Origin of the sequence: Desulfobacula sp. (assembly GCF_030145145.1) — a bacterium.
Lineage (GTDB): Bacteria > Desulfobacterota > Desulfobacteria > Desulfobacterales > Desulfobacteraceae > Desulfobacula.
On sequence record NZ_JAQYWD010000007.1, the window covers coordinates 13,115 to 36,674 of the forward strand.

Sequence of the window (23,560 nt, forward strand, 5' to 3'; positions counted from 1 at the left end):
TAATGTGACCGGATTTTTAAAATCTTTAAAACCGGCACTGTTTTTCGTTTTTCTTGCACTGATAGCGGGAATTCTAGCCGGAAACGGTTCCCTGGAACATAAAGGGGAAATTTTTCCGGTGGTTTTCCTGTTATCTGTCTTGACCTGCCTGGTGTTCTATTTCCATAACCGACTGGTGTTCCCTTGTCTTCTTGGTTTGATTTTCTGTTTGGGGTTTCTGTCCATTCAGATCCGGTTATTCCCGGATTTGCCTGCTCATCATATCTCCCATTTTCTGACATCAGAAAAAGTCAGTATAACCGGCCGAGTGGTTTCCTTTGCAACCCATTATGAAAAAAAATCCAGAATTACCCTTCTTTGTTGCACCCTGGAGACAAAAAATCATGGGCCCAAAAGGGTCACGGGCAAAATCAGTCTGAGCCTTTACGGAAACACTGAAAATGGTCCGGAATTTGGCGATATGATCCTGTTTAGATCCGCCATTCATCCGGTTCGAAATTTTCAGAATCCCGGGGCATTTGATTATGAAAGATTTTTAAGACTGAAATCCATCTATGGTACCGGCTATACAAACCTGAAAAAAACAATCATCCTGCCACGAACGGGTCAAACCGGCTTTTTTTCACACGTGATCCGGCAAATAGAACGTCTCAGAACCCAATATTATTATTTTATCATGACGCATACCAACGGTTCAACCGCAGGTAACATCCTGGCCTCACTGATTACCGGAAAGAAAGAAGCCCTTTCCGGGGACATTCGGGATTTGTTTTCAAAGGCGGGCATAAGCCATCTTTTCGCCATTTCAGGGCTTCATCTGTCCATTGTCGGCACCCTGTTCTTTTATTTTTTTTATCGACTGTTTTCCCTGCTGCCGGGGGTATTGATTGCAGGACGAGCCAAAAAACTTGCAGGGATAGTCACCCTTGCTCCATTAATGGGGTATGCTGTTTTTTCTGGATTTTCACCCTCCACCCAGCGGGCCTTTTTAATGATGATGGTCCTGCTGTTTTCATTTGTTTCTGAACGAGAACGAGATATCCTTTCAAGCCTTTCTGCTGCAGGAACTCTCATATTAATCCTGGATGCGCCAGCGCTTTTTTCCATCTCTTTTCAATTGTCATTTATTGCTGTTGTCTTTATTATTGGCGGGCTTTCCCTGGTAAAAAATACTTCCTTTATGGTTAAAAAAAAATTATTGGCCAGAATGGGGTTAATGGGATGCGTGACCTTTTTTGCCGGGTTGGGAACCTGCCCTTTGACCGCACACTATTTTAATATGGTATCCACCATTTCACTGGTATCAAATTTTATATGTATCCCCATTATCGGATGTGTTGTATTGCCCCTGGGACTTCTTTCCCTGGTGTGTTTTTCCTGTCTTCCTTCCCTGGCCATCGGTATTATCCAGGGGTGCAGTCTGCTGATTTCATTCTCGATCCTGATGGCTGAAATGCTTGTGTCCATTCCCTGTTCATGGTCAAGAACCTTTCCACTGCAATGGGGCGATATGGCCGTAATTTACCTGGTTTTTACCGCCGTCTATTTTATCTTAAAAGGGTATCGAAAACAACCGGCAGTCCTGCTGGCTTTAGCGGTTCTCTGGGGGATAGGGACGGTTTTCCATAACGGGTTTAACAAAATACCAGACCCCCATTTAACCATTACCGTCATTGATGTGGGGCAGGGCAACAGTGCCCTTATTCAAACCCCGGGCGGTAAAAACATGTTAGTGGATGGTGGCGGATTTTCCGATCTCTCCTCCTTTGATACGGGGCGATATATCATTGCCCCTTTTTTATGGGGGAAAAAAATACAGGCCCTGGACTCTGTTATTTTAACCCATCCCGAGTCTGATCATTTAAACGGACTTGTTTTTATTTTACAGAATTTTCAGGTGAAAACCTTGATCAAAAACTCAGACAAGCGAGATACAAAAAATTACGAGACCTTGATTCAAACCTGTAAAAATAAGAATATTAAGATATTCACGCCATTCACCCAGGGAAGATCCCTGGATTTGGGTGACACTCGGCTGATGTTTTTTGTGTTACCCGAAGAGACAAATTTAGTGGATTTTAACAACCGGTCGCTTGTTTTCAAGCTAATTTACAATGGGTTCTCAATGTTGTTTCCCGGGGATATCTCATCTGCCCGGGAAACAAGTTTAAGTGCTGCCAGGCGGCTTGATCTTAATGCGGATATATTGTTGTCACCCCATCATGGCAGTGCCACGTCCAGCACGCAATTTTTTCTTGATAAAGTACAGCCTAAGAGTGTAATAATATCCTGCGGTTGGCGCAATCGATATGGATTCCCCCATGCAACGGTTTTGAAAAGATATACTGAAATGGGAATACATATTTTTCGAACGGATGAGGACGGGGCAATCTTCATATCAAGTGATGGTAAACAGTATGATATAAAAACCAATAAAGGTATTTGATAACGTGTATTATATATATTTTCCTTATGTGACACTCCTTGCTGCATTAATGCTCTATGACTGTTATCAACTAAAACAACCCCGATGGTGGGCCCTTGCAGTTTTGCTTGCCCCTGTCACAACCCCCTATTTTATTTTTAAATCCCGTAAAGAATCCGGTGTCAAATTTTTTATGTTTTTTATCGTCACTTTTTGTGCGGTGACAGGGGGGGAGCTTTTTTTGTATTCAAAGGGGGTGAACAGGCATCACTATGCCCATCAGATGCCCGAGATACGACAAATGATCCATCTCAGTGATCAGTTAAAAACAACAACCATGAAACTGGATCATGAGTTGGGCATACTGGAAAATTTAACGAAAATTGAATCCAGGGCCCATGAAATTAAATCGACATTTGAATTTGTCGAACACGTGATAAATCTCTTGAAGATCAATCAGGAAGCCATCAAACAAATGGTGACCTATTCATCGGATCATGAAACGTTTTTTATCGGAAGAAATCTTGAGTGGGTATTAACACTTCGAAACTTTTATACGAACAGAAATGTTATCCAGCATTATAAAAGTCTGCAAAACTATCTGGATCGTTTTGCAGACGTATTGAAATATACCTATGTCAATTTTTATAATATTACCGAGTATAAAAGCCTGGAGCATCTTAAAAACTATGACGAATACTATTTGCGGTATCGCAGGGCAATAGACAGTCACAACCGGTTCAATACCAAACGAATCGATTTTCAAAACGTGTTTGCAGACACCTATCCGGACCTCAAATCCTTTCTTCCCGGGGAACGTCAGACAGATACTTTCAGGTTATGGGAATAGGGCTTTTTCCCTGAATTTTTGAGAAACGGGAGGATGACCTTGTTCTTATTCCCCCCGGAAACGTCGTAGGTGATGCTGACAATGGGGATGTTAATTTTGGATTCAATTTTCTGGGCCATGGCTTCGGTAATAAGTCCTGCACAACAGAAGGCCGGATTGGTTTGAACCAGCAAGTTTAAATCAGGATATTCATTGATGATATGGTGAATTTTTAAAATATTATCCATTGATTCGCCCGTATGTTCCCGAAGAATGCCGTATTCGGAAAGGATATGCTTCGGCGAAGCCTTTACTTCAAACGCAGATTTGCTCAAAATGGGTTCAAAATATTTATAATATTTTTTTTCCATGGCCTGCATGGCCACAAACAAAGATTTGTTTGAAATCAGGCTGAAGTATCTGCCTTCCGTAAACCATTTCTTAAAATAAGCATCTGCAATGATTTTGACATATTTGTAGTAGGGCGTGGTAATGACTTCCCCTCCATTGTCTTCAATATAGCGTACCAGATCCTGATTCATTATGGGATTATCCCTGACATACAGGTCACCGAAAATGCCCACTTTAGGCCGTGACTCCGTTCTGGTTTCAATGTCTGAAAACAGTGCAATGGCACTTTTTAATGCCGTCTCTTTGGATGTTCCTTTTTCAAAGGCAGTGCACAAAATGTTTAATGCGGTTTGAAGTGCCTGATCTGTTTTTCCCTTGTGAATTTCATAGGGTCTGATTTTGCAGCCAATGCTTCTTAACAACCCGCCAAACATATAGGAAAAATATCCATTGACGGATGCGCGAAGAGAGATATCAGACAATGACAGCTCGCCTTTCTGGATTTCAGAGGTTTCAAATCCATTCCCATTTTTTTCAAGAATTTTTTTGATGTGATAGGGATACATCTTAATATTGCAGGCAATTTCCGAATGATTTAAGCGTAACACACACTGGGACGGGTCAAGCTTGTTTTTTTCAACCGTGTGAATAAATCCGGCGGCCAGGGCATTTAGCGGAAGACATTGACCCGTGTTGGTCAGTATGCTTTTTTTCAAGGTTTCCTGGGTCTCTTCCATTAAAATGGCATCAAATCCTTCATTCTTTAATACAGATACAAGCAGGCTGCCGGTATACGAATCCCAGTTTGGATAAATAATGGTTTTATTGTTGATTTTTGATGAAAATTTTGGATGGAGAGGCGACATATCACCAGAAATGATGGTTGGTATGGATTTGTCATGATTTTTAAATGCGTTTACGGCCGCTTCAACTCGGGTCTCATACCCCACACTGGAATCATGTTCGTCCAGTTCTAATACAAGATAAGGCTTATTGTGCCTTTCCATTATTTGTTTGAAATACTCAATCCCGAAGGAATCGGGTGCACATTTAAATGAACTGATATAAACCGGATACAGATGATCACACGTTGCTGCTATATACGCGGCCTTGAGAATCTGGGCGGTATTTTTCCAATGGATCTCTTTTAATAATGGATCGATTGCTGAAAAATCATGATTTTCCACATCAAGCATATCCTGGAAAGCCGTTTTTACCCCTAAATTTTCAAAAATTTCCGGGATATTGTTGTTCATGGTTCGGGTTAAAATCGTGTAGGGTCTTCCCAAAAAGACAACATTGATATCCTTGCCCCGGGATTGATATTGCTGATATATCGCTTTTTGGTTTAATTGTGTCTTTTCTTTAAAGTCCACAGCACTATCATATGCAGTTGAAATGTCGAAAAATGAAAACAAAAAGTCAGAAGAAATGGTTTTTAAGGCTTTGTATAATTCCAGTTTGGTATGAAAATTGGTGTACAGGTATTTGATGATCGGCGACAGGATTTTTTTTCTATCAATATCCGGCAGGCAGGCGATCACCGATGGACTGAACTGCGTATAGTAACACTGTTGTCGGCGGCGGTTTTTCCCTTTTGGTTTTTCTTCAAAATAGAAGGGCAGGAAAACATAATCTGCTTTATCCATCAGATACATCACATGACCATGCAAGGATACCATGGGGGCGCAGAATTCAGCGGTTGCAAAATTTTTTCCGAATTTTACCGGATGCACCAGCGAAGAACTGGTGACGGTTTTAATGCCCAGTCTGGAGAAAAAATGAACCCAGAAATCGGTGTCTTCAAACAGATGGAGTGCCTTGGGGATTCCCATGACAAACTGATGTTTTTTGATGATGGGGGAAGGGGTTTCTGGAAGGGCTTTTTTCCTTAATTTCAATAGATTATAGGTGTTTTCCTTTGCCATCATTTTTTTGGTCTCATAATCCCTGCCACATAAAAATCCATAGGCAACGGTTTCATCTCCCATTTCCGCAATGGTGAGTTTGCAGTGATTGGTGCACAGATGACAGGTTTCCTGGCGGATGGGGATCTCTTGTTTCCACAGTTTGAACCCTCTAAACTTCGAAACCCGGAGATGTTTTTCTTTTAATAGCAGGGCCACGCCAAGGGCACCTGTCAGATGACAGTACTTGGAGACATTAATGGGCTTTTTTAACCGTTGTTCAAATGCTGCCACAAGGGCCTTGTTTTTGGCGGTTGCCCCCTGGAAAAGAATGCAATTGCCTATTTTGGCGATATTGGCGACTTTTGTCAGATAATTGTCCCTCACAGAGTGTAAAACCGAGGCCAGGATTTCATTTTTCTGATATCCCTGGGCAAAATAATAATTAATATCCCTTTCCATGAAAACAGTACACCTGTCACTGGCAACAGGCGATGCCACCCCTTCGGTGCGCTGGGAATACTCGGACAGCGGACACTCAAGTTTCAGGGCCTGCTCTTCGATAAAACTGCCCGTTCCTGCAGCACACACGGTATTCATGAAAGCGGAAGTGACCCGGCCGTCTTTGAGCAGGGTGAACTTGGCATCCTGTCCTCCGATTTCGATAATGGTGTCTACGGCCCCGTTTAAATTAACGGCTGCTGTGGCATGGGCAGTAATTTCATCGGGTTCAATATCCGCACCGATAATTTTACCACCGATTCTTCGACCGGACCCTGTGGTTCCACACCCTTGAATGGTCATGTCAATCCCATATGTTTTTAGAAATTGATCATAGGCTTTAAAAATTTTTTGAATCGCCTTAACCGGTTGTGAGGCTGTTTTTGTATAAAATCCGGCAATGGGTATCCCATCCTGATTAATGAGGATGCTTTTGGTACTGGTGGATCCGACATCCAATCCCAGATATCCGTGTATGATCCGTATGTCTGCTGGATTTTGATAAATATCCATTTCCACACCGTCATCAACAGACGAGGAAAAGTAGATAAAATCAGGATATTCAGACAGTAAAAGTTCAAGTTTCGGAGATAAAAGGATGGGGTCTTTTTTTGAAAAAATAAAAAAGTCACCTATAGACCGGTATTTTTGTTTCATCATTTTTTTCTGGTTGACCTGGTCATCCAAAAGGCAGAGTGCCGCACCAGTGGCACTATAATAAATGGCGTTTGCATCAATGGTAAATCCATGACCGGTAATGTCTTCCAGATGGGTTTTAACCGACAGGTTTTGAGAGACACCACCGCAAAAAAGAATTTTTTTGCCCACAGGTCTATCATTAAAAAGGGTGTTGGAAATGTTCTTTGCCAGGCCATAACACAGGCCATCACAGATTTGTTCAACGTCATATCCTTCCTGTTGGGCATGGATAAGATCTGTCTTGGCAAACACGGCACACCGGGTGGCAATATCTGGAATTTTTTTTGTGTTTAAACGGGCTTTTTTGCTGAGTTCCCGGGAGCCGCCCAGCAGGTTTAACCTTCGCGCCTGTTGATCCAGGAAACTGCCTGTGCCGGCAGCACACGATGTGTTGTGTTTTGTCCCACTATACGTGTGATCCCCATCAAACCGACTCAATGAGAATCTTTCACCACCAATGTTTAAAATGGCATCAAAAGTTGGATGAAAGTAGTGGGCAGCCCGTATGAGGGTTAATTGTTCGTCATAAGACTGGGTGGCATTGACAAAAGAAGGCGTTGCGTCGGTAACGGCAACATAGTGTATCTGTTGTATATCAATTTTTTCGATTAATTTTGAAAGGCATTGTTTTACTTCCCCATGATGTGAACACGTGTCAGTATGAACCAGAGTCCCTTTATCCGTTAGCACGACCATATGGATTGAGACGGAGCCGACATCAATGCCGAGGATATGAAATGAAGATGTCATGATTATAATTTTTCCTTTACCTGATGCCAGAAGTCCAACACCCCTTTAAACCAGCCATCCATAAACATTTGCTCATGATCAACAGTTCCTGAGTCAGCATATTTTGCAAGATCGGTGGATTGATAAATCTGTTCAAAGTATTGATTCATTTTAGGGTCGGAAATCAATTGATACGTACCATCGAACTTCAATACGTATAGAAGGTCTTTGTAATGGGCGGCCTTTGCCCAGCGAAACCCTTCGGCCTTTCCTTTTTTATGGAATTGCTTTTCCCAAATCAGCTTTTCCTGTTTCAGCCGTTTGACAATTTCATGGATATCAAAATCTTCTGAGAATCGTTTTTGAAGTTCCTCTTTTCTCTGAATGGCATCTGTTACCGCCTCTTGAAACATTTTCGAAAAGTTAAAAGACGTTCTCCACGCTTTTAACTTTTCGTGAAGTAAATCAGGAACACTTAATGTGATTTTTTGAGTCATGGCTCACCTGCCGATGTTTATATGAGTTTTTATTGTCTATTCTATATACGTATTGTTTTTCTGTATACGTGTCAAGCTGAATTTTGAATTATATGATTTGGTGTTATAAAATAAATATCCCCAGAGGCAGGGTTCAACTTGAATTTTAAAAATTTACCAGATATATAAGCAGGATGTTAATTAAACTCATTGAGACATTTGGCAAGACCATTATCCGATTAGTGAAATCCATGGGCAGGATCGTTCTTTTTTTCCTGACCGGCACAATCAATTGTTTTGTTCTGCCGTTTCAATTTTCCAAAATCATTGACCATACCTGGTTTATTGGGACGAAATCGATTTTTGTGATTGTTTTGACAGGGCTTTTTACCGGGATGGTGTTAGGGCTTCAAGGATACTATTCACTGATCAAAGTCGGGTCTGAAGAGGCATTGGGCTATGCTGTGGCATTGACCTTGATCCGGGAACTCGGGCCGGTATTTACCGCCATCATGATCACGGCACGGGCTGGGTCGGCCATGGCGGCAGAGATTGGTGTCATGCGGGTTTCAGAACAAATTGATGCCTTGAAAACCATGCATATCAACCCGGTCAGATTTATGTTTACCCCCCGGCTGATCGCTGCTGTTATCAGTTTTCCTCTATTGACGGCACTCTTCAATGTTGTCGGTATTCTGGGGGGGTTTATTTCCGGTTCCATCATGCTGGGTATCAATCGATATGTTTATATGGACACGGTGATTCAAAGCGTTGATATAAACGATATCGCCGGTGGTTTTTACAAGTCCTTTGTTTTTTCAGTTGTTGTGACCACCATTTGCTGCTATAGAGGGTATTATACCCATTTGTTCAGTGGGTTTGGCGCCAGAGGCGTCAGTTTGACAACAACAAACGCTGTGGTTCAATCCTGTGTATTCATCCTTATTTTTGATTATATTATTACCTTCTTTCTGGTTTAAAAAAATGACTGTCCCCCTCATACAATTTATAGATGTCGCAAAACGGTTTGGAACCCATGAGGTTTTAAAAGGCCTTAATTTATCCATTTACACCGGTGAAATCATTGCTGTCATTGGAAAAAGCGGGACAGGTAAATCCGTATTGTTAAAACACATTATCGGTCTTGTCCATCAGGATTCAGGGCAGATATTGATCCAGGGCGAACCGCTGCATCAACTATCTGTGGAAAAAGTACGGTCTTTTCAAAACGAATTGAGCTATATGTTTCAGGATAATGCCTTGTTTGATTTTTTAAACATATACGATAATATTGCCTTACCATTGGTTGAAAATTCAAAGTTTCCAAAAGCCCGGATCAAAGAAAAAGTGATGACCCGCATAAAACAATTGGGTCTAATGGATGCTGAATATAAATTTCCTGCACAGCTTTCCGGTGGTATGCGCAAAAGGGTGGCCCTTGCAAGGGCGCTGGTGACGGATCCAAAGATTGTTTTGTTTGATGAACCCACAAGCGGCCTGGATCCTGTAAGAAAAAAAAATGTCCATTCAATGATACAGGAATATCAGGAAAAATTTGGGTTTACAGCTGTTATTGTGAGCCATGATATACCGCAGATTTTTAATATTGCGCAACGGATTGCATTGCTGGACGACGGTGTTATAAAATTTGAGGGGTCTCAAAAAGATGTTCTTGAGTCACACAGCACCATTTTAAATGCCTTTGTCAGGGGGGATGATGTCCCGGATACATTCGATTAAAGACATTACTAAAAAGGAAACACATGGATAAAGGGAAAATAGAATTTTATGTAGGACTTTTTGTTGGCATTGGCTTATTGAGTACCGGATTGTTGTTTGCGGTTCTGGGTGAAATCCGCCTTCTTCCGGACAACCGATATTCGGTCCATGCTTTTTTTACATCCGTCTCCGGTCTTAAAACAGGTGCCAGGGTTGAAATGGCCGGTGTGGAAATCGGTACTGTTGCAAGGATCAGTATTGATGCGGAACGGTTGATGGCCAAAGTCGAATTCAGTATCGATGAACATATCGAGCTTTCCGAAGATGTCATTGCATCCGTTAAGACCTCTGGCATCATCGGACAAAAATACATTAATTTTTCACCGGGCGGTTCTGATATCCTGCTTGAACCGGGAGAGGAAATATACAATACGGAGTCATCCCTTGATATTGAATCTCTTGTCAGAAAAATGATTTTTGATAGAGATAATAAATAGTTGATTTGCTCAACCCCCATGCCATTAACCCCTCATTTCATTTATGATGATCAATGAGATATAAGGAAACTATTAACCATGAAAAATATTCCCCCTTTTTTCGTTTTGGTCGTTGCGGTATTTGTGTTTATCCTAACCACTGATGGGTTTGCCCGGGACAGCACCGTCCCTGTTGTATCGGATGATTCAGTCCTTGTGGCCCAGAATACCCAATCCATGCCCCAGGAGGATGAACTGGAGGATGAACTGGCGGATGAACTCTTTGAGGAGTATGATGATACAAGCGCCGCTCAATCCCTGGCAGATCCCCTTTATCTGTTTAATCACCTGATGTATTCCATAAACGATTTTCTATATTTTGCAGCGATAAAACCTTTGGCCACAGGCTATAAAGCCATTACGCCCACGCCGTTGCGCAAGGGGGTGAAGAATTTTTTTCATAACCTTCTTTTTCCCGTTCGACTGGTCAATAATGTCTTACAGGGGAAAATGATAAAAGCGGGAACAGAAGTTGAAATTTTTTTAATCAATTCAACCGTGGGTATTCTGGGGTTTGGTCAGGTCGCTCAAAACAAATTTGACCTGCACACCTCGGATGAAGACCTGGGACAAACCCTCGGGTCCTATTCCATTGGCAACGGGTGCTATCTGGTCCTTCCCCTATTGGGCCCATCAACCTTGAGGGATGCCGTGGGACGGGTCGGCGATTATTTTTTAACCCCGGTGAATTATTTAGAACCATGGGAGCTGTCAACCGGTGTTAAAGCCTATGATACCCTTAATACCGCCTCATTTCATCTGGGGGAATATGAGGACCTGAAGGCCGCTGCCATGGATCCGTATATCGCTATAAAGGATGCATATCTACAGCATCGGAACAAACGGATTAAAAATTAAACAGATCACTACGTCTGTTGGGTAAAAAATATTTCATTTTATGGGACCTGACCCTGTTCAACGTGGCTTTTTCCAATGTGATCATATGAAGGCCCTCATCATCATCGATGGATTTATAGAGGACATTCCCATCCGGTCCGATGACGATGCTGATCCCCGGGAAAGACAGGCCCTTTAAATTATCACCGGTTTGATTGCACGCGGCAATATATACGCCGTTGTCAAACGCCCTGGCCCGCAAATGTCGGATCCAGGAAGCATATTTCTCCTGGGAACTGCCCCGGGGTGAGGCATGGGGAATGAAAATAACATCGGTTTGTTTTAAGGCCATGGCCAGTGACAGTTCCGGGAAATGGGCATCATAACACAGCTGAACACCAAATGTGAACCCGTGTGATTCGAAAACGGGTATGGTATGTCCCGGGGTGAAAAATTTTTTTTCAGCAGGTGCGGTATGTATTTTCCGATAGGCCTTAAATGATCCGCCAGGATCAAACACCAGGTGGGCCGCATATATTTCTTTTTGAGGTGTTTTTTCTGCCAGCCCCACCAGGATGGTCATGTTTAAATTTTTAGCCTGGTTTGAAAACAGGTCTGTCCACTCTTTATGGATGGGTTTGCAAAGGGAAAGGATGTCAGGGCCTGCAACATAACCGGTCAGGTTCATCTCCGGAAAAACAATGATGTCGGCACCTTTTTGAGCTGCCGAGGAGATCGAGCAAAGGCTGGACTCAATATTTTTGTTAAAATTTCCGGCAATGCAATGTTGAACAATAAGAGCGACTTTAAGGGTGTTCATAATTTAAAATTGGCACTGATTTTAAACACTCGTGTTGCCGGCAGATTCAGTATGGTCTCCACGCCGGTTGCTTTGGATATTTGTTTTAAGCTGTCTTCGATGATGTCAACGGAAGCGGCAATAAATGTAAACCAGATGTTGAAATCATGATCTCGTTTATAATTGTGGGTTACCCCGGAATAGCTGTTGACGGTTGTTGTAAACAAGGTGAGTTTATCTTTCGGTACCCGGGCAGCACAAAGGGTGGAATGGTATCCGAGCCTGTCAGGACTGAAATTTCCGCCAATGCGCCGGATCAGCATCTCTTGTTTCATCTGGGTGATCCGTTGGATCAGCTCATCTTCTGAAAGGCCAAGTTTGTCTGCAATAATTTTATAGGGTCTGGAATGAATCGGAAAATCAACTTGAATCGTGTTAAGAATTTTTTTGTTCTGCTCATCAATTACCGGCATATCTTAACTCCTTGAATAAAACCAATAAAGGCCCTGCACCTGTTATGCAGAGCCTTTAAAAGCTAATCAAATATATCGAATGCTGGCTTTACTATACACATCCGGTTGGTTTCGGAAGACCAGCCATTTTACATGCGCCTTTTCCAGGTCCTGAAGGGAAAAGTTCATAGATGTGTTTCAGTTTGAATTTGGTCAGTTTGGAAAGAACACGAACCATTGGGGCAATACCATTTTTTTCATAGTAGTCCTGGAGAACTTTGATTAGTGTCCAGTGCTCGTCTGTAAGCTCTTCAATACCTTCTTGAGTCTTGACATAACCGACCCATTCTTCACAATAGGTGTTATAATCAAGAAGAAATCCGTCTTCATCTATGTCGAAAGCCTTACCATTAAAATCAATTGTTGCCATTTAAATTTTCCTCCTGTAAAATGTTTTTTTTATATCACTTTAAGACATACCGTCTTAGCTTCGATAATTGAAGCCTAAACATATCTTAAGCAATGGTCTCTTGTCAATATAAAATAACCCCGAATTAATATTCTTTCGGCGTTTGGTTAAGTTCTTCAAGAGTAAAGACTGGACCGTCTTTACAAACCAACTCCTTCCCGATATTGCAGCGACCGCACATGCCGATTCCACATTTCATCCTGTTTTCCAGAGACATGATAATCTGATGTTCTTTATACCCTAATGCTGTCAAGGATGGCTGGGTAAATTTGATCATGATCGGTGGTCCACAGATAATGGCATAGGTCTCTTCATCCGCCTTTGGTGCATTCTGCTCAACAATCTGGGGAACAAATCCGGTATGGTATCCCCAGTTTGGATCATCGGTGCCATCAACCGTAATATGCATATTGATATCATCCCGTTTTTCCCATTCAAAGAGCTCCTCTCGATACAGGAGCATGCCCGGAGATCTGGCACCATAGACCACGTCAATATTTTTGAATTTGCCTCGGTTGGCAGGATCCAGCATATAAATAATAGAGGATCTTAAGGTGGTAAATGCAAATCCACCACCAATAATGACCACATTCTTATTTTCCAGTTTATCCCAGGGATACCAATTGCCTAATGGCCCCCTGATGCCCATAATATCACCTTTTTTCATATTATGAAGATGGGAGGTGACAACGCCCGCCCGGAATACGGTAAATTTGACAAATCCTTTTTCAACAGGAGATGATGCAATGCCAATAGGGATTTCACCGACACCCGGAATAGACAGTTCAGCAAACTGTCCGGCCTGATAGGAGAAGTTCTTTTCATCTTCCTTGTTTAAGAAGATAAATTTAAAGGTTTTTAAGGATTTATCTTCAGTTGCAATTTCAATATCATCAATGCGAACTGGATACGGCATATAGGGGTTTTCCATGTTTCCTCCTTTGTTCGCTAATCTTGTTTCTCGTACGAGTTCATGATGTTGCACACTTCACGGATGTCGATGTTAACCGGACAGCTTTTAACACATCTGCCGCATCCAACACACATGATCCCCTGGTCATATTTATCCAGAAAATATTTGAGCTTATGCATAAACCGCTGCCTGACTCTCTGGGTCTTGGTCCCCCTGGGATTATGTCCTGTGGAATGCATGGTGAACAAGGGCGACATGCAGGTGTCCCAATTTCGGATCCTGTCAGATATGTTTTGCTTGGTCTCATCCTGAATGTCAAAACACCAGCACGTGGGACAGACGAACGTACACGTGCCGCAATTAATACAGGAAAATGAAATATCTTCCCAGAACGGCGCTTCATACAGCTCCAGAATGGTTTTTTCTTTTAACCGGGTGGTGTCCATATGGGACACAATATTTTTTTCAGCTTGTTTGCGCAAAATATCCAACAACATCTGGCTTTCCGTTTCATCGGCGGTTGTATAAAACCCGCAGGCGTCGATAAAGGCATCTCCCTTATCTGTAAGGACTTTTGCCAGATATGTATCGTCCAGATCCGCCAGCAGAACATCCAGGCCGTCTTCACCAAATGGCCCGGAACCTGCCGAAGTGGAAAAATCAAAGGGTCCGGGGGTGTTTATGCCCAGCCCGATGAACGTTGTTGCATCATAAGCGTCGCACCAGTAAGGATCTCGATAATCAACCGTATCAAAATTAAGCTTGACCAGTTCCATTGCCTTTGCATCATAGGGTCTGATTCCCACAACCGCCCGGGGGGTATAATCGGTTGCCGTTCTTTTCATGATGTGGTGATCTTTTTGTGATTCATCCAGGCTGGTGAAGAGCATTTTTTCTGTTTGCGGGAACAGTACTGATTTCGCCGACATAACCGTATCAGGATACGTCATGTCAGGCAGGGTGTCATTTTCAAGGGGCTTGATAAGACAGCCGTTTTTATCTTTAACAGGACCAAAGAGCCGATAGGTTTCCCTGGATTTCCCAATCCCCTTGGCCCAGTTTTTTTTATCAATAGTTATAAATCTCATTGTATACCCTTTTTATTTATTTGATAAAATCGTCGGGATCATCCGGACTGTATGCGTCCAGAGGTGGCCGTTTGGTGATATCCAAGCCTGCTTCCCAGCCGAACAGGTCAAAGACGTCTTTATTCAGCTTTCTTGTAAAGTCCCTGACATTAATATCCATGGGACAGGCTTCAACACAAGCACCACAGTCTGTGCAGCGGCCGGCACAATGAAATGCCCTTAAAAAATGAAAGGTGTTGACATCGGTTGTGTTCTGACCCTTACCCACCCATTGGGGACCGGATTCATCAACAAAGCAGGTGGGACAATAGCATAAGGGGCAGGCATTTCTACAGGCATAACATCGGATACAGTTTTTTGTTAAGTCTTGAAAATGCTGCCATTTCGTATCCGGTGTCATTGCTTCTATTTTTTTAACATCGGGATAGGGGCTCTCAAGTGTCTGTTCCTCAACAAGGTCAGCGGCCAGTGCATCATAAATCACGGGATTTTTATGCAGACACAGACGGCAGTTTTGTCTTAAATAATCTGTTTTGTTGAGCGTTTCTTCCTTTAAGGCGGATTTAACCGTCAAGGCATTGCCGTCTTCTGAGAATTCGATGATATCATCCTCGAATAAGGATGCGATTTTGGTTTTATCGATCATTCCGTTACAGGGCACACCAATAATATACAATTGGTCTCTTTGAACCTGATTTTCAACAATATGGGTGACAATGTTCCTCGTGTCACATCCTTTGGCAATCACGGCTATTTTACCTTTATGCTGCCTGATATAATTGGCCAGATTAAGTCCACAGGTTGAATTGAAAACAAGGGTTTCAATGTCTTTTGTTGATGTGATGGCAATCGGGCTTGTTGCCATGGGAATCGTTCCATTTGCAAACCCAATAACTTTTTCAACTTCTCCTTTATCCAGAAGTTCAAAAGAAAGTTCCCTGATTTTATTGATACAGGTATTCATAAACTTACCTTTATTTAGTATAGTCCTTTACAAATTTCTCGTTTGGCCCAAGTGCCCTTACCCTGTCTGAGACCTCTTTCACCACATCCACAAATTTTGTTGCTTCTGCCGATGAGATCCATGAAAAATGGACCCTGTCTCGTTCAATCCCCATATGCTCCAAAAGATTTCCCATGAGTGCAAATTTTCTGCGTGCGTAATAATTACCTTCCAGGTAATGGCATTCACCCGGATGTCAGCCGGACACCCAGACAGCGTCTGCGCCTTCCCTCAGGGCTGACAAGATAAATTTGGGGCTCAGTCTTCCGGTACAGGGGATTCGTATTACCCGGATGTCAGCAGGATATTGCATTCGGCTTACACCTGCCAGATCTGCAGCACCATAACTGCACCAGTTGCACAAAAAAGCAACAATCTTCGTATTGTTTTCAACCATTAGTGATCTCTCCTTATACTGCTTCATTCATCGCAAATATTTGTGCAAATATTTGATTTGTATCAAACCCCTTAAGATGGATGGCACCGGATCTGCAGGAGGCAACGCACAAACCGCATCCTTTGCAAAGCACCGGATTGATTTCAGCCGTTCCTTCAAATCTGCCTTGAGTGGCAAAAGACGGCGCAGCATATGGACAGATGGAGACACAGACACCACAGGAACTACACACCATCGGGTCGATATTTGCCACATTGCCGCTGGTATGAATCGTTTCTTTTGCCAACAAGGTTACCGCCCGGGACGCTGCCGCCTGCCCATGGGCGATGGCTTCGTCAATGGGTTTGGGGTAGTGGGCAAGACCGCAAAGAAAAACACCATCGGTTGCAAACTCAGAAGGTCCTAATTTTGCATGTCTTTCCACAAAAAAGCCATCTTCATTCAGGGGGACTTTAAAGAAATTTGCCAGTCGTTCATCCTTGTTGGGGACAATGGCCGTGGCCAATGTTAACAGATCTGCCTCAATTTCCAGGGGCTGTCCCAGTACATGGTCCGTAACCGTTACCAAAACCTTGCCCTCTTTTAACTGAATATCGGGTTTATTCTCTAAAGCGTATCGGACAAAGATGATCCCGGCCTCCCGGGCCGCCTGGTATTTGTACTCCCTTTCTCCATAGGTTCTGATATCCCTGTAGAGAATAAAGATTTCCATTTCCGGGTTGATTTTTTTAAGCGCCAGGGCATTGTCAATGGAATGGGTACAGCAGACCCTTGAACAATAAGGACGATCCGGTTCCCTTGATCCGACACACTGGATAAATACGGCTGCGTTTAACGCTTTTAGTGATGGGTCTCTGTCAATGAATCGTTTGTCAAGGTCAAGGGTTGTCATGATTCTGTCATCCTTGCCATATTCGTATTCATTTGGAATATATGCTTTTGCACCCGTTGCAATAACGGCGATGCCATGTTCAAGGGAGGACGGTTCTTTGTTGCACAATAATTCTGATTTAAAATTACCCACAAATCCTTCAACAGCTTCAAGGGTTGTGTTCAGATGGATGTGAATTTTTTCATTGTTTTCAACTTCCTGGACCAAGGATCCTAGCTCCTTGGCAATATCTTCGTCCTTGTAAGTATGAAAGAGATTGTTTGCCTGACCGCCAAGCCGTTGGTCCTTTTCAACCACATGAACATGGTACCCTTGCTGGGCAAGGGTTTTTGCCGCGGTAATGCCGGATATGCCACCACCAATGACCATGGCCACCGGATTGACCTGCAGTTCTGCTTCCTCAAGGGGTTCCATCAGGGCCACCTTGGATACGGCCATGCGGACAAGATCCTTTGCCTTTTGAGTGGCCAGCTCCGGTGTGTCCTTGTGAACCCAGGAGGCATGATTCCGGATATTGGTCATTTCAAACAGGTATTTATTGAGGCCGGCATTTACCAGGGTTTCCTGAAACAGGGGCTCATGGGTTTTGGGGGTACAGGCGGCAACAACGATGCGGTTGAGGTTATTGGCCTTGATGATCTGGCTCATGCTCTCCTGGGTGTCCTGGGAACACGAGTAAAGATTATCAGAACAATATTCAACATAGGGCAGGGTGGCCGCATAATCCCGAACATTGGGTACGTTCACGACACTGGCAATGTTGGTGCCGCATTTACAGACAAAAACGCCGATTCTCGGACGATCGCCTATAATATTGGTTTCCGGGATGACCTCGGGGAGTTTTGTTTGGGTATTTCTGGCACTGGCCAGCATGGCACCGGCTTCACCGGCCGCTGCATTTGAATCCACCACTGACTGGGGGATATCCTTGGGGCCCTGGAAGGCGCCGGCCACAAAAATGCCTTTTTTGTTGGTTTCCACCGGTTTGAAAGTGGATGTTTTGGCAAAATTTCCATCGGTGAGTTCAATGCCCAGTTTTTTTGCCATGTCCACAATTTCAGGAGAAATTTCAAGACCAATGGACAGAACAATCATGTCAAAGATTTCATCAACTTTTTCGCCGCTCTCAGTCACATAAGTGACCTGCAGGTCATCTGAATCGTGAAGGGGATCAACGGTGTGAACCCGGCTTCTTAAAAATCGGATTCCCTGATCCTGGGCCCGGTTGTAATATCTCTCAAAATCCTTGCCATGGGTTCGCATATCCATGTAAAAAATGGCGCAGTCAAGGTCATCTCCTGCATGTTCTTTGGCAATGACGGCCTCTTTCAGGGCATACATGCAGCAAACGGAAGAACAATATTTATTGTCGCATTTGTTCATGTCCCTTGACCCGACACACTGGAACCAGGCAATTTTTTTAGGTTCCTTATGATCGGACATTCTTGTCAGATGTCCGCTGGTGGGGCCGGAGGCGGAAAGAATCCGCTCAAATTCCATGGCGGTCATGACATTGGGATGATTGGCATACCCATAATTATCAAATTTAGAGGGATCAAAGGGGGTAAATCCCGGAGAGAGGACCACAGCACCTGCATCAATCTCTATGATTTCATCTTCCATGGTGTAATCAATGGCATCCATCTGGCAGATGTCTGAACAAACCCCGCAACCGCCTGATTTAAAGTGCATGCACACCTCCCGGTCAATGGCCGGGGTATTGGGGACGGCCTGGGCATAGGGCACGTAAACCGGTTTTCTGCCTTTCAGGCCCATTTCATATTCCGATGGAATCATAAACGGGTGTTGTTTTGTGAACTCATTTTTGATTTTTTCAAGGGTGATATGACCTGTGGGGCAGACCGAGGCACAGGCACCACAGGCCATGCAAACGTCGGATTGAAGACCAAAGGGGGTATCAATCTTCATATCTGTTCCGCGGCCGGTGAGGCTGATGGCGCTGTTTCCCATTCTTTCACACATGCGTACGCAAAGTCCGCAAAGAATACAATCGTCATCCTGCTTAGGGAAACGGGGTTCTTTAATTTTGTACTCTTTTGCCAACTTTTTTAAAAGCGGTACCTCCGGACATCTGGCATAAAGCATTTCAACAATGAGTTTTCTTCCCTGGTGCACAGCCGGGGTGTTGGTATTGATTTGCATGCCTTCCCATATGGGATAATTGCATGCCGTGACAAACTTTGTTCTTCTGCCGTCAAAGAGTTCAACTGTACAGATACGGCACATCCCTGCCGGTTCCAGTGCTTTGTGATGGCAAAGGGTGGGGATTTCCACACCGTATTTTTCGGCAACCTGAATGATATATTGCCCGTCTTCTCCTTGAACCTCTTTACCGTTAAGTTTAAAAGTTACCATATATCGTATCCCTTATAGTGTCCCTCATGTTTATTTGATAACGATGGCATTAAATTTACATGCATCGTAACAAATTCCACATTTAATGCATTTATCCTGTTCCAGAAGGTGGGGTTCTTTTTTTTCACCCGTGATGGCATTCTGGGGGCATTTTTTTGCACAGACGGTGCAGCCGGTGCAGGCGTTCTCATCAATCTCATAAAAGAACAGGTTCTTACAGACACCCGCTTTACATTTTTTGTCAATGATATGAGATTCATATTCTTCCCTGAAATATTTAATGGTGGTCAGAACAGGGTTGGGAGCAGAGGTGCCAAGGCCGCAAAGTGAAAATTTTTCAATCATTGACCCCAGTTCTTCAAGCAGTTCAATATCGCCCTCTTTTCCCTTACCTTCACAGATGGCCGTAAGGATATCCAGGGATTGTTTGATCCCTTCCCGGCAAGGGTTGCACTGACCGCAGGACTCTTCTTTCAAAAAATCAAGGAAATATCGGGCAACATCCACCAGGCAGGTGTCCTGATCCATGACAATCATACCACCGGATCCCATTATGGAACCGACCCGGGCCAGTTGCTGGTAATCCACGGGCGTGTCCATCAGGCTTTCCGGAATGCATCCGCCGGAAGGCCCGCCGGTTTGAATGGCCTTGAATTTTTTTTTCCCGGGTACCCCTTGTCCCATATTAAAGACAATCTCCCGTAAAGATATGCCCATGGGAACCTCAATCAAGCCGGTGTTCTTTACCTTTCCCACAAGACTGAAGGCCTTGGTCCCTTTGCTGTTATCCGTGCCGAATCCTGCGTACCAGCCCCCCCCTTTGAGGAGGATGGCCGGAACATTGGCATAGGTTTCAACATTATTAAGGTTAGACGGTTGATCCCGGAATCCTTTTTCAACGGTATGCACATATTTGGCTCTGGGCCGACCGACTTTCCCTTCAAGAGATGCCATGAGGGCCGTGGATTCGCCACAGACAAATGCGCCCGCACCGGTGGAGATTTTTATTTTAAAGGAAAACGTGCTGCCGGCAATATTATCCCCCAGCAGACCGTAGGCCGTGGCCTGTTTTATGGCGGTCACAAGCCGTTTTACTGCCAGGGGATATTCATTTCTGACATACATAAATCCTTGAGAAGATCCAATGGCAAGGCCGGCGATGAGCATGCCCTCAATGACCGAATGGGGATCCCCCTCCAGAATACTTCGATCCATGTAAGCGCCAGGATCTCCTTCATCCGCATTGCAGATAATGTATCGTTCTCCGCTGAACTTTGCACAGGTAGCCCATTTAATACCGGTGGGAAACCCCCCGCCACCTCGACCTCGCAGGCCTGATTCCTTAATAGTGGTGATGATATCCTGGGGCTTGTTTGTCTTAAGTGCCGTAAGAAAGGCGGTGTATCCTTGTTTTCCAAAGTACTCTTCAATGCTGTCCGGGTTAATATACCCACAGTTTCTCAGAGCGATCTTCACCTGGCCTTTGAAAAAAGGGGTTTCCTCAAGAAAGGGGATGCCTTCCACAGGGTCAATATTTTCCTGGGGGTTGTCCATATCATTTTCAAGAAGAGACCGCGGGTCTTTTACCTGTCCTAAAATATGCTTTCGGGTCTTTTTGTTGTTAAACGCATTGTGTCTATAATCGTTGATAATATCCACAATGTTATCTTTGGTTACATTTTTATACATCATGCGGGGTTTGGTCCTGGAAAGAATTTCAACCAATGGCTCAACCTCACAATAACCGATGCATCCTGTCTGGCAGATGTCAATGCCGGTATCGTTTGAGAATTCGTGTTTTGCCGCATCAAAGGACGCTCTTGCACCGGCTGCAATACCACAGGAAGCCATTCCCACATTCACTTTGATGGTTTCAGGAAGGTTCAGCTTTAGCCGGTATTCCTCTTTTATTTGTTCCAGATCTGTTACAGACTGAATAGTCATGATTCATCCCTCTTGTGATTTGATATGAAAGAATTTTTAACCTGCATAAATGAATATCTTTCATGTTTTTTGTGACAGAGTGATCTGCCATGGCCGTTATTCGTATTGATGTAATACAGTGTCGATTTGATCAGGCGCAATGCGACCATGCATATCTTCATTGATTTTAATGACCGGGCCTAGACTGCAACAGCCGATACAACGAACAGATTCAAGGGTATATCGCTTGTCTTCAGTTGTTTCACCGTCTTTAATCTCAAGGGTCTTTTCAAGCTGTTCCCGGACGCGTTCCCCCCCCCTGACATGGCAGGCAGTTCCAAGGCATATGGAAACAATATTTCGACCCCTTGGTTCGAGGCTGAAGGTACTATAAAACGTGCCGACTTCGTAAATTTTGCTGTAAGGGATGTCCAGTTTTTCTGATGCGTACAAAAGCGTTGCCTTGGGAAGGTAATTGTATCGACGTTGAATGGCCTGAAGGATCATAATCAGATTTTCCTTTTCACCGTCAAATTCTTTTTCAATGATCTGGTCCAACTCCAGATAATCGATTTCTTCACCATCATTGCCAGGTTGAGTCGTCACTTTACTCATCTGTAATTCTCCTCGATAATGAACAGATTTTTAAAAGCGCTTTAAATTACACGGCTACAATCTGTTGTGTCACAGGACAGTTTTCAACACACTCTCCGCATCCGGTACAGCGGTCTGTGTATATGCTTCGGGCCCGTTTTTTGATTTTGACCTTGAAATTTCCAGCAGTGCCTTCAATGGATTCAATGTCAGCGTATGTGATTAATTCAATGTTTAGATGCCGGCCGACCTCGACCAGTGTGGGTGAAATAATTCACATGGCACAATCATTTGTCGGAAATGTCTTATCCAGTTGAGACATGACACCGCCAATGGAGGGGCTTTTTTCCACCAGATAAACATAGAATCCGGAATTTGCAAGATCAAGGGCTGAGAGCATGCCGGAAATACCACCGCCAATAACCACTACAGATCCTGTTTGTTTGCTCCTCATAAGTAACACTCTCCTTTTTCTATTATATCACTTAAACATTTTGATAACATGAAACTGCTTATAATCTTAAAAACTTATATTTTTTTAAAAAAGAGTTTATGTTATAAATCGATCCATCAAATGGTGTCAACAATTATCGAACGAACATAAATATTTGCTATGAAAAAACTGATTATTATTTGCGGGCCCACAGGAATCGGTAAAACCTCATTTGCCATCTCAGTTGCCCAGCGGTTTAATGGAGAAATCATTGGTGCGGATTCTTTGCAGATCTACAAATACCTGAATATCGGAACGGCAAAACCGGAACCCGGGGAGGTGAAACAAGTCCGTCATCACCTGATTGATTTTGTTGATCCCAAAGATGATTTTGATGCCGGCTGCTATGTTGAGGCCGCCGATAAAGCCATTGAAGATATTACAGCCCGGGGTAAGCTTCCGATTGTGACCGGTGGGACAGGGCTTTATATCAGGGCCCTTTTGAACGGATTGTTTCGGTCAGCACCCCTGTGCAAAAAAACCATGTCGCAATTGACCAAAGAACTTGAGGACCAGGGCAGCCTGAAATTGTATCAAAAACTGGTACAATGTGATCCTGAAGCGGCCCGGAAAATTCATCCAAACGATTCGTTCAGGGTCATCAGGGCATTGGAAGTTTACCAGGCAACCGGTCAAAGGATTTCCGATCGGCACAACAGGCATCGGTTTGATGAGGTGCGGTATACCAGCATGAAAATCGGACTCCATATGGACAGAGAAACGCTGTATGACCACATCAATAAACGGGTTGACATCATGCTGCATCAAGGCCTGCTCAATGAAGTTGTCACCTTGCTTGAAAAAGGATATACGCTTGATCTAAAACCCCTGCAGTCCATTGGGTATAAACATATGGCCATGTTCATCAACCATGAAGTCGATTGGACAGAGGCTGTCCGGCTGTTTAAACGGGATACGCGAAGATATGCCAAACGGCAGTTTACATGGTTTCATAAGGATAAAGAGATTCATTGGTTGATGCCGTCCCAGGTTGATCTGGCTGAACAGATGATAAAAGAATTTTTGACATAGCCATTTATTTTCCATATAGTCCATGTCTGACATTATGATGACATATTCCTGATAACCGCCATGCCCTGACGGGCACAACAAAGGATGAAAGTAATGAGTCGTGAGTATTGGGTATTGAGA

20 protein-coding genes are annotated in these 23,560 nt (G+C 43.6%); 7 read left to right on the top strand and 13 right to left on the bottom strand.

Annotated features, from left to right (window positions below; all coding sequences use genetic code 11):
* The first annotated feature begins 4 nt into the window (after positions 1–4).
* Both Q1Q15_RS05080 and Q1Q15_RS05085 read left to right on the top strand, forming a co-directional pair.
* On the top strand, positions 5–2,446 hold the full coding sequence (locus Q1Q15_RS05080) for a DNA internalization-related competence protein ComEC/Rec2 (RefSeq protein ID WP_300457334.1): 2,442 nt from the start codon (positions 5–7) through the stop codon (positions 2,444–2,446).
* 4 nt (positions 2,447–2,450) lie between these two features.
* Positions 2,451–3,275 (top strand): hypothetical protein, encoded by an 825-nt coding sequence (locus tag Q1Q15_RS05085; protein WP_300457335.1) that lies wholly within the window; start codon positions 2,451–2,453, stop codon positions 3,273–3,275.
* Here the strand turns inward: Q1Q15_RS05085 and Q1Q15_RS05090 are convergent.
* Together Q1Q15_RS05090 and Q1Q15_RS05095 are read right to left on the bottom strand one after the other, a co-directional pair.
* Entirely contained in the window at positions 3,245–7,462 is a 4,218-nt protein-coding gene (locus Q1Q15_RS05090) for an acyl-CoA dehydratase activase (RefSeq protein ID WP_300457336.1), read from the bottom strand. The genes Q1Q15_RS05085 and Q1Q15_RS05090 overlap by 31 nt on opposite strands.
* Before the next feature lie 2 nt (positions 7,463–7,464).
* Entirely contained in the window at positions 7,465–7,938 is a 474-nt protein-coding gene (locus Q1Q15_RS05095; RefSeq protein ID WP_300457338.1) for a hypothetical protein, read from the bottom strand.
* A 173-nt stretch (positions 7,939–8,111) separates the two neighbouring features.
* On the opposite strand from Q1Q15_RS05095, the gene Q1Q15_RS05100 reads away from it, so the two are divergent.
* The 4 genes from Q1Q15_RS05100 to Q1Q15_RS05115 all read left to right on the top strand — a co-directional run bounded on the left by Q1Q15_RS05100 (position 8,112) and on the right by Q1Q15_RS05115 (position 11,030).
* Positions 8,112–8,897, top strand: a complete 786-nt coding sequence (locus tag Q1Q15_RS05100) for an ABC transporter permease (protein WP_300457340.1) — start codon at positions 8,112–8,114, stop codon at positions 8,895–8,897.
* A 4-nt stretch (positions 8,898–8,901) separates the two neighbouring features.
* Complete coding sequence (locus Q1Q15_RS05105) at positions 8,902–9,657, top strand: ATP-binding cassette domain-containing protein (RefSeq protein WP_300457342.1); 756 nt, start codon at positions 8,902–8,904, stop codon at positions 9,655–9,657.
* 23 nt (positions 9,658–9,680) lie between these two features.
* The gene (gene mlaD, locus Q1Q15_RS05110; RefSeq protein ID WP_300457344.1) at positions 9,681–10,133 is read left to right on the top strand and encodes an outer membrane lipid asymmetry maintenance protein MlaD; all 453 of its coding nucleotides are present in this window, start codon (positions 9,681–9,683) and stop codon (positions 10,131–10,133) included.
* Positions 10,134–10,211: 78 nt separating this feature from the next.
* Positions 10,212–11,030 (top strand): VacJ family lipoprotein, encoded by an 819-nt coding sequence (locus Q1Q15_RS05115; protein ID WP_300457346.1) that lies wholly within the window; start codon positions 10,212–10,214, stop codon positions 11,028–11,030.
* On the opposite strand, the gene Q1Q15_RS05120 is transcribed toward Q1Q15_RS05115, so the two are convergent.
* The 11 genes from Q1Q15_RS05120 to Q1Q15_RS05170 all read right to left on the bottom strand — a co-directional run bounded on the left by Q1Q15_RS05120 (position 11,020) and on the right by Q1Q15_RS05170 (position 22,369).
* Positions 11,020–11,829: a nitrilase-related carbon-nitrogen hydrolase gene (locus tag Q1Q15_RS05120; protein WP_300457348.1), complete on the bottom strand. Its 810-nt coding sequence runs from the start codon at positions 11,827–11,829 to the stop codon at positions 11,020–11,022. The genes Q1Q15_RS05115 and Q1Q15_RS05120 overlap by 11 nt on opposite strands.
* On the bottom strand, positions 11,826–12,281 hold the full coding sequence (locus Q1Q15_RS05125; RefSeq protein ID WP_300457350.1) for an AsnC family transcriptional regulator: 456 nt from the start codon (positions 12,279–12,281) through the stop codon (positions 11,826–11,828). Before Q1Q15_RS05125 ends, Q1Q15_RS05120 begins: the two co-directional genes overlap by 4 nt.
* Positions 12,282–12,372: 91 nt before the next feature.
* Positions 12,373–12,690 carry a TusE/DsrC/DsvC family sulfur relay protein gene (locus Q1Q15_RS05130; RefSeq protein WP_300457352.1) on the bottom strand — a complete coding sequence of 106 codons (318 nt, stop codon included), beginning with the start codon at positions 12,688–12,690 and terminating at the stop codon, positions 12,373–12,375.
* A 124-nt stretch (positions 12,691–12,814) separates the two neighbouring features.
* Positions 12,815–13,660 carry an FAD/NAD(P)-binding protein gene (locus Q1Q15_RS05135; RefSeq protein WP_300457354.1) on the bottom strand — a complete coding sequence of 282 codons (846 nt, stop codon included), beginning with the start codon at positions 13,658–13,660 and terminating at the stop codon, positions 12,815–12,817.
* Positions 13,661–13,677: 17 nt separating this feature from the next.
* Positions 13,678–14,730, bottom strand: a complete 1,053-nt coding sequence (locus Q1Q15_RS05140) for a 4Fe-4S dicluster domain-containing protein (RefSeq protein ID WP_300457356.1) — start codon at positions 14,728–14,730, stop codon at positions 13,678–13,680.
* A gap of 16 nt (positions 14,731–14,746) precedes the next feature.
* Complete coding sequence (locus tag Q1Q15_RS05145; RefSeq protein WP_300457358.1) at positions 14,747–15,694, bottom strand: 4Fe-4S dicluster domain-containing protein; 948 nt, start codon at positions 15,692–15,694, stop codon at positions 14,747–14,749.
* A 10-nt stretch (positions 15,695–15,704) separates the two neighbouring features.
* The gene (locus Q1Q15_RS05150) at positions 15,705–16,130 is read right to left on the bottom strand and encodes a hydrogenase iron-sulfur subunit (protein ID WP_300457360.1); all 426 of its coding nucleotides are present in this window, start codon (positions 16,128–16,130) and stop codon (positions 15,705–15,707) included.
* A 13-nt stretch (positions 16,131–16,143) separates the two neighbouring features.
* On the bottom strand, positions 16,144–19,398 hold the full coding sequence (locus Q1Q15_RS05155) for an FAD-dependent oxidoreductase (RefSeq protein WP_300457361.1): 3,255 nt from the start codon (positions 19,396–19,398) through the stop codon (positions 16,144–16,146).
* A gap of 30 nt (positions 19,399–19,428) precedes the next feature.
* A complete protein-coding gene (locus Q1Q15_RS05160) occupies positions 19,429–21,342 on the bottom strand; it encodes an NADH-ubiquinone oxidoreductase-F iron-sulfur binding region domain-containing protein (protein WP_300457362.1) in 1,914 nt (637 codons plus the stop codon).
* Positions 21,343–21,438: 96 nt separating this feature from the next.
* Positions 21,439–21,936, bottom strand: coding sequence for an NADH-quinone oxidoreductase subunit NuoE (gene nuoE, locus Q1Q15_RS05165; RefSeq protein ID WP_300457364.1), 498 nt, complete (start codon positions 21,934–21,936; stop codon positions 21,439–21,441).
* A 46-nt stretch (positions 21,937–21,982) separates the two neighbouring features.
* Positions 21,983–22,369 carry an FAD-dependent oxidoreductase gene (locus Q1Q15_RS05170; protein WP_363320870.1) on the bottom strand — a complete coding sequence of 129 codons (387 nt, stop codon included), beginning with the start codon at positions 22,367–22,369 and terminating at the stop codon, positions 21,983–21,985.
* 159 nt (positions 22,370–22,528) lie between these two features.
* Here Q1Q15_RS05170 and miaA point away from each other — a divergent pair, with 159 nt between their 5' ends.
* Entirely contained in the window at positions 22,529–23,440 is a 912-nt protein-coding gene (gene miaA / locus Q1Q15_RS05175) for a tRNA (adenosine(37)-N6)-dimethylallyltransferase MiaA (RefSeq protein ID WP_300457366.1), read from the top strand.
* The last annotated feature ends 120 nt before the right edge of the window (positions 23,441–23,560 follow it).

What these genes read in the sequence shown, in the direction of transcription:
- miaA (WP_300457366.1), top strand. Translation starts at nt 22,529, where the DNA reads ATGAAAAAACTGATTATTATTTGCGGGCCCACAGGAATCGGTAAAACC.
- Q1Q15_RS05155 (WP_300457361.1), bottom strand. Translation starts at nt 19,398, where the DNA reads ATGGTAACTTTTAAACTTAACGGTAAAGAGGTTCAAGGAGAAGACGGG.
- Q1Q15_RS05095 (WP_300457338.1), bottom strand. Translation starts at nt 7,938, where the DNA reads ATGACTCAAAAAATCACATTAAGTGTTCCTGATTTACTTCACGAAAAG.
- Q1Q15_RS05160 (WP_300457362.1), bottom strand. Translation starts at nt 21,342, where the DNA reads ATGACTATTCAGTCTGTAACAGATCTGGAACAAATAAAAGAGGAATAC.
- Q1Q15_RS05090 (WP_300457336.1), bottom strand. Translation starts at nt 7,462, where the DNA reads ATGACATCTTCATTTCATATCCTCGGCATTGATGTCGGCTCCGTCTCA.
- nuoE (WP_300457364.1), bottom strand. Translation starts at nt 21,936, where the DNA reads ATGAGTAAAGTGACGACTCAACCTGGCAATGATGGTGAAGAAATCGAT.
- Q1Q15_RS05115 (WP_300457346.1), top strand. Translation starts at nt 10,212, where the DNA reads ATGAAAAATATTCCCCCTTTTTTCGTTTTGGTCGTTGCGGTATTTGTG.
- Q1Q15_RS05130 (WP_300457352.1), bottom strand. Translation starts at nt 12,690, where the DNA reads ATGGCAACAATTGATTTTAATGGTAAGGCTTTCGACATAGATGAAGAC.
- Q1Q15_RS05100 (WP_300457340.1), top strand. Translation starts at nt 8,112, where the DNA reads ATGTTAATTAAACTCATTGAGACATTTGGCAAGACCATTATCCGATTA.
- Q1Q15_RS05120 (WP_300457348.1), bottom strand. Translation starts at nt 11,829, where the DNA reads ATGAACACCCTTAAAGTCGCTCTTATTGTTCAACATTGCATTGCCGGA.
- mlaD (WP_300457344.1), top strand. Translation starts at nt 9,681, where the DNA reads ATGGATAAAGGGAAAATAGAATTTTATGTAGGACTTTTTGTTGGCATT.
- Q1Q15_RS05140 (WP_300457356.1), bottom strand. Translation starts at nt 14,730, where the DNA reads ATGAGATTTATAACTATTGATAAAAAAAACTGGGCCAAGGGGATTGGG.
- Q1Q15_RS05145 (WP_300457358.1), bottom strand. Translation starts at nt 15,694, where the DNA reads ATGAATACCTGTATCAATAAAATCAGGGAACTTTCTTTTGAACTTCTG.
- Q1Q15_RS05105 (WP_300457342.1), top strand. Translation starts at nt 8,902, where the DNA reads ATGACTGTCCCCCTCATACAATTTATAGATGTCGCAAAACGGTTTGGA.
- Q1Q15_RS05135 (WP_300457354.1), bottom strand. Translation starts at nt 13,660, where the DNA reads ATGGAAAACCCCTATATGCCGTATCCAGTTCGCATTGATGATATTGAA.
- Q1Q15_RS05125 (WP_300457350.1), bottom strand. Translation starts at nt 12,281, where the DNA reads ATGCCGGTAATTGATGAGCAGAACAAAAAAATTCTTAACACGATTCAA.